We start from the raw sequence: 13,093 nt of genomic DNA, 5'->3' as shown, positions 1-13,093 counted from the left end.
CCTCGGCTGACCGGGCGGGCGGGACGACACGCCGCCGTAGACTCGGCATGTCGTCCCCGACCAGAGAAGGAAGACAAGGTGACGGACACCAGCGGAGCGCCGGACCGCCGGGGCGACGGCGACCGGGCACCGTCGAAGCTCAGCCCCAAGGGCCGCCGTGAGAAGATCGCGGACCAGGTGTTCCAGCAGGGCCAAGTCTCGATCGAGGACCTGGTACAGGAACTCGCGGTGAGTCAGATGACCGTCTACCGCGACCTGGACATCCTGGAGCGGCAGGGGTTCCTCCGCAAGGTCCGCGGCGGCGCCACGGCCGCGCCCAGCGCCCTGTTCGAGAGCAACCTGCGCTGGCGCAGCAGCACCATGCTCGAGGAGAAGCAGGCCATCTGCGAGGCGGCGCTGGAGGAGGTCGAACCCGGCCAGGCGATCATCGTCGACGACTCGAGCACCGTGCTGCCGTTCATCACCGAACTCCCCTCACGCGGCGCGTTCACCGTGATCAGCAACTCCCTCCAGGTCATCAACAAGCTCGCCGACGAGCCAGAGGTCCAGGTGATCGCCCTGGGCGGGGTCTACCAGGCATCCTTCAACGCCTTCGTCGGGATGTTCACCGCCGACATGGCCCGCTCCCTGCGGGCCGACGTCGCCTACATCTCCGTCTCCGCCGTCGACAGCGGCCACTGCTACCACCAGTCCCAGGAAGAGGCCCTCGTCAAGCGCGCCCTGCTCGCAGCGGCACGCCGCAAGGTCCTCCTCGTCGACCACACCAAGTTCGGCCGCCAAGCCCTCTACCAGCTCGGCCCACTCTCCGACTTCGACCTGGTCATCTCCGACCGCAAACTCCCCAAGGACGAACAGGACACCCTGCACGCAATGGGCGTACGGCTCCAGTTGGCCCCCAAGGAATCGTCGGAGTAAGCCCGCGGAAGGACTACGAGACATGGAAGAAGTCCGCCGGCGGCGCCCTGGACCCGCAGGCCGTGGCCGAGGCGGTCGCCTACGCCTACCGGCAGCCGCAGAACGTCACCATCCGTGAGATCGTCCTCGCCGCCACCGGCCAGGAAGCCTGACCGGCCACTCGCTCCAGCACGCCGAAGTCGGCGTCGGCCGCGAACAGTTCACGCGAAACGCCCGGCTGGGTTCCCCCGCCGGGCGTTTCGCGGATTCCCTCGGAATTCACTTTCTCCCGGGCCCGCCCAGGAGAAGCGGCAAGAGTCGGTGCCGAAGCAGACGGCTACCGCTTGTGCCGGTGGGCCTCCACGACCTCCTTGATGGTGCTCTCGGCACTGGAGCCGCGCTGCAACTTCTCCGCGAAGCCGGGGAACTGCCCGGCGATGGCACTGAACGCCCTCAACTCCACCGGCGCGACATTGACTTCGCACAGATCGCGCTCGACGGCCCGAACCACCCCCGCCACCACCTGGCCCGGGGAGACCATGCGCACACCGGTCGGCGGGGTCGCGCCCGTGACGGCCCACATACCCGCGTCGCTTACGGCGCTGGGCTGGACGAGAGAGACCCCCACCCCGGTACCGTGCAGGTCCTGGCGGAAGCCGAGCGCGAAGCCGCGCACCCCGAACTTGGCCGCGCAGTAGAGCGAGGAGCACTTGGTGGCCGCCTTCCCGGAGATCGAGCCGACGAAGACCATATGGCCCCGACCCGCCTGAACCATCCGGGGCGCGAGCGCGCGGGCCAGCAAGACGGGGGCGTGCAGGTTCACGGTCAGCGCACGGTCGATCTGCTCGGGCGTGTAGTCGAGGAGATCGCCGTTGGAGGGCAGAGCGGCGTTGGCGATCAGAATGTCCGTGTCGGGGCAGGCCTCGGCGAGATGGTGGACCTGGTCCGGGTCGGCGAGATCGGCGGCGACCACCCGAGCACCGAGCTCGTCGGCGAGCGCCTCCAGGGCGTCGGCACGGCGCCCGGAGAGGACCAGCTTGGCCCCCTTGGCAGCCAGGTCGCGGGCGATGGCCTGACCGATGCCCCCCGCGGCCCCGGTCAGGAGAACGGTCGATCCTTCGATGCGCATACGACGAGCCCCTCGCATTTGTTCGTTCGAACGAACAGTACGGAGGGCGGGACGACCATGTCAAACAGCAGAAGCCCCTTCGACAGGCTGAGCGCATGGCCGCCCGATACGGCGATGGTGTCGGCCTGCCCGTACGATCTGCGCCGGTCGGAGCGGCCCCCGACCCTTCCCCTTGCCAGGAGGGCGCCGCTGGCACAATGACTGACATGACCAAGCCCCCCGGAACCCGGCAGAGCATCATCGACGCCGTCCTGCGCACCATCAGTGAGGACGGCGTCGCCGCGGTCACCAACCGGCGGATCGCCAAGGAGGCCAAGGTCTCCCTCGGCTCGGTCACCTACCACTTCGCGACCCAGCACGAGATGCTGCGTGAGAGTCTGCTGCACTTCGTCGCAGAGGAGACCAAGCGCCTCACCGAGCTCGCCGCCCAGTGCCAGACCGACGGAATGGACACCGATCGGGCCGCCACCACAGTCGGCCAGATCGCCGGGGGGACGCCGTTCGACAGCAGGCACATCGCACCCTTCGAGCTCTATATCCAGGCCGGTCGCGACGAGCGGTTGCGCACCGCGGCCGCGCAGTCCTTCGCCGCATACGACCAGTTGGCCACCCGGATCCTCACCGGTCTCGGCGTACCCGACGCCGAGCGGCTGGCGAGCAGCGCCATCGCGCTGGTCTTCGGACTGCAACTGCGCAGCCTGGCCACCGGTCTGCCCGCCGAGGAACTCGTCGACGCCATCATGCTGCTGGCACGCGGGGCGCAGCACTCCTGACCCGCGCCTCGGTCTCGGCTCCGGGCACGCCAGCCCCCTGGACAACCGCCGTCGGTCGGGCGTCGTCGCCGCGACTGAGTGCGCCCCTCCCTGTGAGCGCGGCCCCTGGGCCGCCCACCGCTGAGCCGTGGGCGGCGAGACCGGAAAGCGTTCGGCTACCCAGTGCCGCCGCCGTCCGCACGGCGTCGAAAACACAGGACAGGGTCGAAGATCATTGGTGGCGCAGCCCTGAGGCGGGCCTTAGGCTGACGGCCCCGAGCGGCTGCCGTTCCGGGGTATCTCGACGTCAAGGCGGCCCATCACTTGCTTCGGCCCCTTCGGGGACGCGGTGTATCTGTCCGTCATCCCCGTCGCTCTGGTCATCTCCGTGGTGTCCCTGGCGCTCTTCCTGCTCCTCCAGGTCCGGCTGACCCCGATGGACGGCACGGAGCCGCTGATGGACACCTCGTTGTTCTCCATCAAGTCCTTCAGCACGGGCAACATCGCGACGCTGATCATCGCGTTGGCGGAGTTCGGCATGCTCGCTGTTCTACCCCTGTGGCTTCAGTACACCTTGGGGTACTCGGTGCTCCAGACCGGGCTGATCGTCTTCATCGTCGCGGTCGGTAGTTTCTTCGCGAGCGGTGCGAGTTTCGGCATGGCCGAGAAGGTCGGTCCTATCGGACTGGTCCGGATCGGCCTGGTCCTCGAAGCCCTCGGACTGTTGATGTTCGGCCTGTTGGCCAGCAGCGATTCCTCGTGGTGGATCATCGGAATCGCCCTGTTCCTGTACGGCATGGGGGTCGGTTTCGCCACCGCGCAGGTCACCAACCTCGTCTTGGCGGACGTCCCGCCACGGCACGCCGGCCAGGGATCCGGAATCCAGAGCGCCGCGCGTCAGCTCGGTTCCGCGCTCGGCATCGCGATGCTGACGTCGACGTTCTTCACGTCACTGGCCTCCGACATGTCGGATCGGCTGGTCCAGAAGGGAACGTCCGGACCCGAGGCGGACGAGCTGTCCTCGGCGGTCTCCGACAGCGCGGGCGCGATGATCTCCGGGCTGAGTGAAGACCCGCGGACGGCATCGGCCGCCGACGCTGCCCGTGATGCCATGTCCCACGCGATTCAGATCAACGGCTACACGTGCGCGGCGCTGCTGGGGCTCGGTATGTTGGCGACCTTCCTCATCCCCCGGCCCAAGGCGGATGCCCCGCCGTGGGGAGGGGAGCACGCTCCCCGCGGGGCGCCGGATGCCGACGTCAACGCCGAGGGCTCCCCCGCCTCTTGGGGACCAGACCGCGCTGATAACCGCTGACGTCGAACAGGTCCCAAGACTGGCGGACGAAGGGGATGTCGAGGAATCGAGCGGCGATCTCCGCTCCATGTCACCGTTTCCGGCACCCACAGGGTGGGCAGATCCACATCGCGTACTTCGGCCGGTACGGCGGCCGCGACACGATCGCCGAGTGGTGGGACCTCGCCGTGGTGGGCCTGTTCAGCCTCATCGTGTACTACGCCGCCGTCCACACCGCAATGACCAACGAGGACGTGGCCGCAGTCCTCGCTGCCGAGGACGTACCGCGGACTGATCAGGAACGCTCGATCGCCGAGTCCCCCGTCACAGAGGTTCCGGTCGCACCATCTGTCGCGGCTGGGACCTCATCCCACGACCTTCCCGAACCCCTATGACACGAGGAGCACCATGGCGAGCCAGTCCGAGGCGATCAGCACCGTCGACTACCACACCGGCGGCGAACCGTTCCGCATCGTTCCCCGTCCGCCTGTCGCCATCGAAGGGGCCACCGCCGCCGGACGCCGCATGTTCGCCATCAGCAACCCCGACGTGGACGACCTGCGCAAGCTGCTGTGCTGCGAACCCCGCGGACACGCCGACATGTACGGCGGGTTCATCACCCCGCCCGACGACGAGGGCGCCCACTTCGGCGTGCTGTTCTGGCACAAGGACGGCTTCTCGACCGCCTGCGGCCACGGCTCCATCGCGCTCGCCGTCTGGGCCGTGCAGACCGGCCGCGTCGCCCGCGACCCGTCCGGCAGCACCACGGTCGTCATCGACGTCCCCTCGGGACGGGTCACCCTGCGCGTACACACGGCCGGCGAACGGATCCGCGGCGTGGACTTCATCAATGTCCCCAGCTACCGGCTCGCCGAGCGCGTCACCGTCACCACCTCGCGCGGGGACGTCGTCGTCGACATCGGCTACGGCGGCGCCATCTACGCCCACCTGAAAGCAGCAAGTGTCGAACTGGCCGTCACACCCGAGCACTACTCCGACCTCATCGTGATCGGGCGCGAGGTCAAGTGGGCGCTGAACGAAACCGAGTACGCCCGTCACCCCGTCGACGACCGCCTCAGCGGCATCTACGGCACCATCCTCTACGACGACCTGGGCACCGACGAGAACGGCAACCCGCACCAGCGCAATGTCACCGTCTTCGCCGACGGCCAGGTCGACCGCTCCCCGTGCGGCTCCGGTACCTGCTCACGCGTTGCCGTGCTCGCGGCGGCCGGTCACCTCAAGCCGGGGCAGACCCTCGTCCACGACTCGATCGTCGGCACCCGCTTCCACGCGCGGATCATCGAGGAGTTGACGGCCGACGGCTTCCCGGCCGTCGTTCCAGAGGTGACGGGAACGGCGTACCGGACCGGCGAGCACCGCTTCGAGCTCGATCCGGTGGACGACCTCGGCACCGGGTTCGTCCTGCGCTGACCGTCCTGCCGGCCCGACCACGGCCCGATCGGGCATACGTGCGCGGCGTGCGATGGCATCCACGATCTCGATCTGCTCCTCGCCGGAATGGGCCAACTCTCCCTGATCCGCGAGCTTCTGGAGGCGCGGTGGCCGAGCACATGCTGCCGCTGTTCGGTGCCACAGGAGTCAGCGTCTGGGTCTTCGAGGCCGGTCGCATCTTCTTGGTGGCGTCCCTGGGCTTACCACAGGAGCTCGTGAACCGAGTGGAGGCCATCCCTGTCGAGGGAACGCCGCCGGGTTTTCCAGGCGCTCGTCGACGGCGTTCGCGGCGCCATGACCGACCGCTGGGGAGCCCGCTACACCCCCACGGGCAAATGCATCTGGACCGAGCAGGCGCTGCCGTCCGGCCCATAGCCGTACGGCCGGAGGGCCGGAAGGCGCGCCTGCGCCGGCCGAGAATGTCATCCGTGCACCCACACCGTCCCGCGCGCCACCGTTGCGCTCACCCCTCGCCGTTCGACCAGACCTGACGGGCGCCCACCCACGTGGCGCGCACCGGAACGGCCGCCAGGGCGTCGGGGGCGGTGGCGAACAGGTCCTGGCCGAGCACGGTGAAGTCAGCCAGGTATCCGGGAGCGATGCGGCCCTTGAGGTGGGACTCGCCGGTGGCGTGCCCGGAGCCGGCGGTGTAGACGGCCAGAGCCTCACGGACCGTCAGGGCCCGGTCGGCGCCGAGGACATCGCCCTCGCTGGTGCGTCGAGTCACCATCGTCTGGAGGGCGAGCAGCGGCTCAAGGGGGCCCGCCGGGTGGTCGGAGGAGCCCGCGACGACGACGCCGGCGTCCAGAAAGGAGCGGTGGTCACTGACCCGTGCGGCGCGCGCGTCACCGTAGTAGCGGCGCAGCGTGGAGCCGTGCCCGTGGACGTATGCGCCGAACGGCACCGGGGTGACCTCTGCGGCGCGGATCCGCTGGACCAGCTTCTCGTCGACGAGGGAGCAGTGCTCGATGCGGTGGTTGATCCGCTGCTCGGGGTGAGCGGCGCGGGCCGCCTCAATGGCGTCGAGGACCTGGGAGACGGCCAGGTCGCCGTTGGCGTGCACGCCCACGCGCAGGCCCGCCGCGTGCAGGGCGAGAACCGCGTCGGCGAGCTCGTTCTCGTCCAGGAGCTGGATTCCGTTGTCGGACCCGGTCTCGGCCGGGTAGGGGTCGCGGCACAGGCAGGTGCCCCCGGCCAGCGCGCCATCCATGATGATCTTGGCGCCGACGATGCGCAGCCACTCGTCGCCGAATCCGGCGTGCAGACCCGCGTGGCGCAGGGCGTCCGCGTAGCGATGCCACAGGAGGACGCCCACCCGCATCGTCAGGCGGCCGCGCTCGCGCATGTGCTGATAGGTGCGCAGTGCGGCCGGGGTGGTCACGGCGTCGCAGACGGAGGTGACGCCGGCCGCGTGGTAGGCGGTGAAAACGTCGGCCAGCGGTTCGAGCAGGACCTCGGGCGCTGCCTGCGGTAGCAGGGCGGGTTCGCCGGAAGCACGGTAGAGCTGGTCGAACCAGGTCCGCTCGTAGAGCCAGCCGTCCAGTCGGCCCGTACTGTCGCGGCCCAGGTCGCCGCCGGTCTGGGGGCCGCTGCCGTCGTGCAGACCAGTCAGCGTCAGGGCCGCGGAACCGGCGACCGCCATGTGAAACGAGAAGTGGATCACCAGGACCGGGTGGCGGGTGGTGATCGCGTCGAGCGCGGTGCGGTCGAGGCGGCCTTCGGGGTCGGTGGCGGGGTTGTAGCCCTGGGCGACGATCCATCGGCCCGGCTCGGTGGCGGCCACTCGCGCCGCGAGCCGCTCCCGGGGGGACCCGGCGCCCGCGCCGAGATCGAGGCGGAGAGCGGCATTGGCCACCTCCATGGGGTGGCAGTGCGCATCGTGGAAACCGGGCACCAGGTGGGCGTCGTCCAGATCGACGGTCTCGGCGCCCGGCAGCGCCGTGTACGCCTCGGCTGCCTCGCCGACTGCGGCGATCCGCTCGCCGACGGTGGCGAGGACCTGGGTGTCGGCCTCGCCGTCCAGGGTGGTGATGCGGCGGGCCCGGATGATGCGAACAGGCGTGGGCGAGGCGACGGGGCCGTGCTGCCTGTCGGTCGCGGCGGTCATACGTTCGGTCTCCTTCTTGTTCCTCGTTCCCGTGCGGCTGGACATGTCGGCGAGGACGGCGGCCGGACGGGAACGAGAGGGCGGTGCGGTGGTGTGGCGACGTCCGGCGGACGGTCGCTCGTGACGATGGTCTTCGGGAAGGGACTGCGAGGTCAGCGCGCGGGTGCCGGGACCGGCGCCGAGCCCTCCCGCCCCTCCTCGGCGGCACGGCTGCTCCACAGGCGCAAGACCGCCTCGGTCACCACTGCCACCAGGACGTTGGCCGCCAGGGAGATGAGACCGCTGCTGACCGGACCGTCGTAGAAGCCGCCGAAGGTCAGCCAGATGAGGACGGCCTCACCGGTGACAATGCCCGCCCCCGCCGACAGTGCGCGGAGCAACGGACGCCTGGTCAGGGCGGCGCCCGTCGCCGGGGCCATCTGGGCGAGGCCGCTGTAGGTGAGCAGGAGCAGGTTGGCGAGAGCATCAGGCCGGGCGATACCCAGGACGAGGGCGACCCCGACGCCGGCCACCACGGTGGTGTGGTTGACGATGAGCGCGCGACGGCGGTCCTGTACGTGCAGCACATTGCGGGCCACCATGGTCGACATGCCCAGCACGATGGCGGCGGCCGGGACCATGGCAGTGGCGGCCGCCGCGACGGCCACGACGCCCAGGAGCCATGCGGGCAGTGCCTCGGAGACCAGGGTGAGCAGGACTCCGTTGTTCCCGTTCACGGGAACCGAGAGCGTGGTGATCGCGACAAAGCCGACGATGATCGGGATGGCCTGGGTGGCGCCGTAGACGGGCATCCAGATGCTGTTCTTACGCAGCGCGCGCTCGGAGTCGGCGGCCATGACCGCGGGCCAGCCGTGCGGCATCGTCATGAACAGCACGCTGAACAGACTGGTGAGCATCGAGGTGAAGAACCAGACGGTGCCGTGCGGGCCACTGTGCGGGACGCTGAGCAACTCGCTGTGGTGGTCGCGCAGTTCACCGCCGAGGTTGCCGAGGCCCCCATGAAAGTGGGCGGGGACAGCGACGAGCAGGACGATCAGGACGACCAACATCAGCGCGTCCTTGAAGTACGCGGTCCTGGCGACACCGTGGATGCCGGACCACAACACGAAGGCGACGATGAGCACCGAGGCGAGGATCATCGCGGGGGTACCGACGTTGTCCTTGCCGGTGGCGAGTTCGACGACCAGGCCGAGTCCGGTGATCTGTAGTTGCAGATAGGGCAGCAGGAAGAGCACGCCGAAGACGGCGGTAACGGTGCCGAGCAGGGGGCTGCGGTAGCGGTCGGCGAAGAAGTCACCTTGCGTGACATGGCCGCGTTCGCGCCCGATGCGCCACACGATCGGACTGATGACGTACAGGCCGACATAGGCGATGGGCAGGTACGGCAGGGCGTAGACGACCGCGACACCGGAGCTGAAGGCGAGGCCCGCGAGGCCCAGGAACGTGAAGGTCGTGTAGATCTCCCCGGCCTGTAGGAACCAGGTGGTCAGGGCTCCGAAGTTACGGCCTCCGACGCTCCACTCCTCAAGATTGGCAGCGGGCTTGCGCCGGCCCATCAAGCCGAGCAGGCCGATGACGACTATGCCGACGAGGCAGACGACGAGGACGGTGCTCATCGGCGCTCCTCCTGGAGGTTTCGGGCGCCGGCAGCGAGCGCGGTGCGGCGCCGCTCGACGAAGGCGAGGGCAGGGGTCAGGGCGAGGACCCAGACGACGGACCAGACCAGCAGGGACGGCATGCCGAACCACAGGTGCGGTCCGTTGACGAAAGGCAGCCAGACAGCTGACAGCAGGGCCGCTACAGGCACGGCGGTCAGCAACCACGGAAGGAACATGGCGAACTCCGAGACATGTCGGGGTCGGCCGCGGCGGACGGCCGGCGGGCGTTGCCAAATCACACGAGGAGCTTGAAACTCCCTGAGTGCACCCCAGGGATTTCTGCATAATTCATTCAGGAGAGATGCCACAGTGACCGATTCCGCCACCGGCTTGCTGGACGAGCTGGATCTGTGCCTGGTCAACGCGCTCCAGGCCGCGCCCCGTGCGCCCTGGGCGCGGGTGGCAAGGGCCATCGAGGTCAGCCCGGTGACGGCGGCCCGGCGCTGGGAGCGGCTGCGTGCCCAGGGCCTGGTCTGGGTGACCGCGTACGGCGGAGCCTTCGTCAACCACCACCACTGTGTCGCCATCGTCGGCGTGGACTGCGAACCCGGCCGCATCCCAGAGATCTCGGCCGCGCTTGCCGAGCAACCGCAGATCGCCAGCATCGAGCACACAGCGGGCCACCACGACATGTCCCTCAACGTCATGGTGGACTCGCTGGCCGACCTCTCCCTGCTGCACACCGAGGTCCTCGGGAGACTGCCCGGGGTGCGTGCCACGCACAGCCGGATCGTCACCCGGTTCTTCACCGAGGGCTCCCGCTGGGACATTCGCGCCATCAGCCGCGAGCAGCGCGAGGCGGTCCGCTCCGGAGCACCCCTCGCCGTGGGTGACGTCGATCCCGCACCGGCCGAGGCCGACCGGGAACTGCTGCTCGCACTCGGCGCCGACGGGCGCGCCGGATACGGCGAATTGGCCCGGCGTACGGGAATGAGCGAGTCGACGGTGCGGCGCCGGGTGGCGTGGATGATGCGCACGGGGGCCGCACTGCCGCGCTGCGAGGTGGCCCACACCTATTCGCCGTATCCGGTGTTCGCCACCTTCCACGCGAACGTGCCCTCCGACGCGCTGGCCCGGGTCGGCCCCGCACTGGCCGCGCTGCCGGAGGTGCGGATGTGCGCGGCGACCACCTCGAACCACAACCTGGTGGTCAACAGCTGGGTGCGCTCCATTGCCGACGTGCTGCGCCTGGAGTCGTACATCGCCCAGCGCTTTCCGGAGATCGCGATGGCCGACCGCTCCCTCACGCTCGGCAATCCCAAACGCATGGGCTGGATCCTCGACGAGGCGGGGCGGGCGGTGCGGCACATACCCATCGACCTGTGGCGGCGGCCGGGGGCCGACTGAGCCACCAGCGTCGGCGCCTCGCACGCCAGGATCGTGGTGAGTGAACCGGGCCGCAGCCCGAAGGACCGGACCACGATGCGGCGCCTGAGACACCGCCGAGCCGGAGCGGTCACGGATCTCGTCTGCTTCCCGGGTTGTGCGTCGATAACTCCCGGGGCGGGTGGTGCCCAGCGCGGTGTACGGGCAGGAGGGGGCCCGCCACTGCCGACGAAGGAGTGGCGAGCCCCCTGACAAAGCAGACTCTCCGTCCGAAAAGACCCTCGCCTTTGCGGACTTCCCGCAAAGGGACGGGAAGCGGGAACTCTTCCCGCGGACTCCTGCCCGCCGCTTCAGCCGGTGATCGACTCCTCGCCGTTCTCCACATGCCCCATCAGCCGACGGTGGAAGGACGCGTCCTCGGCGACCGTGAGCGCGAGGTCGTACCAGCCGTGCGCGTCGGCGGCGGCATGCGCGACGGTGCGGCTGCTGTGGGCCTTCACCTTCACCGTGCGCGGCGCGGTGTCCGCGTACGCCTGCGGCTTGAGGGTGCAGGTCAGATCGTGGCGGCCGTTGTTGACGACGGTCAGATGGAGCTCCCGGCGCCCGGCGTCGATCCGCGTGCTGATCTTGACGGCCGCAGCCGCGCCCTGTCCCGTACCGGCGAATTCCCGCCGGAAGCCGTTCGGCCCGGTGACCGTGAAGCGGTACGTACCGTCCTTCACCGGCACATCCCACTCCGCCGTGCCGAGCACATCGCGGTGCTGCGGCGCGTCGAATTCCTTCGCGTACGGATAGAGGGCGAGATGCGCGGAGGCCTTCCCGGCATTGCGGACGGCCATCCGGAAGACCGAGGCGGCGGGGTCGAAGCCGCCGTCCGCGTCCGGCTGGTACGGCAGGGCCCTGGCCGGCCGGCTGCCGCGCTCCTGCTGCGGCAGCGCCTGCCGGACCGGCGGCTCCGGCGACCACCGCCCGCTGAACGCGGGGATCTCCCCCGGCTGCCGTACCGCCGGCTGCTTGCGCCCGCGGGAGAAGTCGAAGGCGGCGGTCAGATCGCCGCACACGGTCCGCCGCCAGGCGCTGATGTTCGTCTCCTTGATCCCCGTCCAGCGCTCCAGGAACCGGTTGACCGAGGTGTGGTCGAAGACCTGCGAGCAGGCGTAGCCGCCGACCGTCCACGGCGAGATGACGATCATCGGCACCCGTATGCCCAGACCGACCGGGCGCCCGTCCCAGAACTCCCCGTCCGTCCCGGCCGGCGGCACCGGCGGCGGCACATGGTCGAAGAAGCCGTCGTTCTCGTCGTACGTCAGGAAGAGCGCGGTGTGCCGCCAGACGTCCGGGTTCTTGCCGAGCGCGTCCAGCACCTTGTAGACGAGGGTGGCGCTCTCGACCGGCGAGGAATCGCCGGGGTGCTCGGAGTCCTTGGCGGACGGCACGATGTACGACACCTCGGGCAGCTTGCCGCTCGCCACATCGGCGGCGAAGGCGGTCGCGGTGGTGTCCGGCTCGCCCCGTCGCAGCGCCCGCTCGAACAGGCTCCGCTCGGCGCTGCTCAGCCCCTTGACGCCCTCGTCCAGCAGCCCTTGGAGCTGCTTCCGGCCGGCCTCGTCGGCGCCGGCCACCTTCCCGTAGAAGGCGGTCATGGTGTGCACCCCGTCCACCTTCACCAGGGCCTTCTTCGCGACCGCCTTGAAGGTCGCGAAGAACTCCAGGTTGTTGTCGGTGAAGTTGTCCCACTCCTGGTAGACCTGCCAGCTGCGACCGGCCTCCTCCAGCCGCTCGGCGTAGGTCGTCCAGGTGTAGCCGGTGTGGGTGTCCTCGTCGTACGCGTCGTTGCCCACGGCCCGCTCGCCGTTGGGCTCGAAGCCGGTCCAACCACTGACCAGGTGGTTGCGGTTGGGGCTGGTGGAAGAGTGGATCGAGGAGTGGTACGCGTCGCAGACGGTGAAGGTGTCCGCGAGCTCGTAGTGCAGCGGAATGTCCTTACGGTCGTAGTGCGCCATCGTGGCCGCGGTCTTGGCGGTGACCCAGTTGTTCATCCAGCCGCCGTTCCACGCCCTGGACCCGCCGTCCCAACCGTGGTCCAGCGCCCCGATGTACTGCAACTCCTTCTTCTGCGCGGCGGCCGCCTCGCGTACCGAGAACGGCAGCACGGTCCCGGCGCCCCCCGGCTGCTCGAAGACGCTCCCACCGCCGGGCAGCTCGACCGCATTGCGGTCGGCGTAACCGCGTACGCCACGCAGCATCCCGAAGTAGTGGTCGAAGGAGCGGTTCTCCTGCATCAGCACGACGACGTGCTTGATGTCCTTGAGCCCGCCCTGCCCTCGCGTCGGCCGCGCCGCGTCGTCGGCTATCGCCTGCTGCAACGACGGCGGCAGCAGCGAACCGGCCATCGCCACACCCGCCGCGGCTGCGCCAACTCCCAGGACATGTCTACGAGATACCTCCGGCGCCACGCCCAACCTCCCAGTCGTGAGT

11 protein-coding genes are annotated in these 13,093 nt (G+C 69.5%); 6 read left to right on the top strand and 5 right to left on the bottom strand.

The window, feature by feature from the left end; translation table 11 throughout:
* Positions 1-78 precede the first annotated feature (78 nt).
* Positions 79-915, top strand: a complete 837-nt coding sequence (locus AC4BEG_RS31185; RefSeq protein ID WP_490703001.1) for a DeoR/GlpR family DNA-binding transcription regulator — start codon at positions 79-81, stop codon at positions 913-915.
* 316 nt (positions 916-1,231) lie between these two features.
* Here AC4BEG_RS31185 and AC4BEG_RS31180 read toward each other — a convergent pair whose 3' ends face one another.
* The gene (locus AC4BEG_RS31180; RefSeq protein ID WP_490703000.1) at positions 1,232-2,023 is read right to left on the bottom strand and encodes an SDR family NAD(P)-dependent oxidoreductase; all 792 of its coding nucleotides are present in this window, start codon (positions 2,021-2,023) and stop codon (positions 1,232-1,234) included.
* Positions 2,024-2,229: 206 nt separating this feature from the next.
* On the opposite strand from AC4BEG_RS31180, the gene AC4BEG_RS31175 reads away from it, so the two are divergent.
* The 4 genes from AC4BEG_RS31175 (at position 2,230) to AC4BEG_RS31160 (ending at position 5,503) form a co-directional block, all read left to right on the top strand.
* Positions 2,230-2,796 (top strand): TetR/AcrR family transcriptional regulator, encoded by a 567-nt coding sequence (locus AC4BEG_RS31175; protein WP_490702999.1) that lies wholly within the window; start codon positions 2,230-2,232, stop codon positions 2,794-2,796.
* Positions 2,797-3,124: 328 nt separating this feature from the next.
* Positions 3,125-4,090 (top strand): MFS transporter, encoded by a 966-nt coding sequence (locus AC4BEG_RS31170; RefSeq protein ID WP_490702998.1) that lies wholly within the window; start codon positions 3,125-3,127, stop codon positions 4,088-4,090.
* Positions 4,091-4,125: 35 nt separating this feature from the next.
* Entirely contained in the window at positions 4,126-4,464 is a 339-nt protein-coding gene (locus AC4BEG_RS31165) for a hypothetical protein (RefSeq protein WP_490702997.1), read from the top strand.
* A 13-nt stretch (positions 4,465-4,477) separates the two neighbouring features.
* A complete protein-coding gene (locus tag AC4BEG_RS31160) occupies positions 4,478-5,503 on the top strand; it encodes a proline racemase family protein (RefSeq protein WP_490702996.1) in 1,026 nt (341 codons plus the stop codon).
* Positions 5,504-5,987: 484 nt separating this feature from the next.
* On the opposite strand, the gene AC4BEG_RS31155 is transcribed toward AC4BEG_RS31160, so the two are convergent.
* From AC4BEG_RS31155 to AC4BEG_RS31145, 3 genes are all read right to left on the bottom strand, one after another.
* Entirely contained in the window at positions 5,988-7,631 is a 1,644-nt protein-coding gene (locus AC4BEG_RS31155) for an amidohydrolase (protein WP_490702995.1), read from the bottom strand.
* Between the two features lie 152 nt (positions 7,632-7,783).
* The gene (locus AC4BEG_RS31150) at positions 7,784-9,247 is read right to left on the bottom strand and encodes a sodium:solute symporter family protein (protein ID WP_490702994.1); all 1,464 of its coding nucleotides are present in this window, start codon (positions 9,245-9,247) and stop codon (positions 7,784-7,786) included.
* Complete coding sequence (locus AC4BEG_RS31145; RefSeq protein WP_490702993.1) at positions 9,244-9,465, bottom strand: hypothetical protein; 222 nt, start codon at positions 9,463-9,465, stop codon at positions 9,244-9,246. Before AC4BEG_RS31145 ends, AC4BEG_RS31150 begins: the two co-directional genes overlap by 4 nt.
* A 133-nt stretch (positions 9,466-9,598) precedes the next feature.
* Between AC4BEG_RS31145 and AC4BEG_RS31140 the strand changes: the two genes are divergently transcribed.
* Positions 9,599-10,636: an Lrp/AsnC family transcriptional regulator gene (locus tag AC4BEG_RS31140; RefSeq protein WP_490702992.1), complete on the top strand. Its 1,038-nt coding sequence runs from the start codon at positions 9,599-9,601 to the stop codon at positions 10,634-10,636.
* A gap of 329 nt (positions 10,637-10,965) precedes the next feature.
* Here the strand turns inward: AC4BEG_RS31140 and AC4BEG_RS31135 are convergent, their stop codons facing one another.
* Positions 10,966-13,071: a phosphocholine-specific phospholipase C gene (locus AC4BEG_RS31135; RefSeq protein WP_490702991.1), complete on the bottom strand. Its 2,106-nt coding sequence runs from the start codon at positions 13,069-13,071 to the stop codon at positions 10,966-10,968.
* Between the last annotated feature and the right edge of the window lie 22 nt (positions 13,072-13,093).

This window comes from Streptomyces sp. JLBJ103, assembly GCF_058215575.1.
Note: the sequence above shows the minus strand (reverse complement) of the source record. Positions and strands in the feature narration are given on the sequence as shown.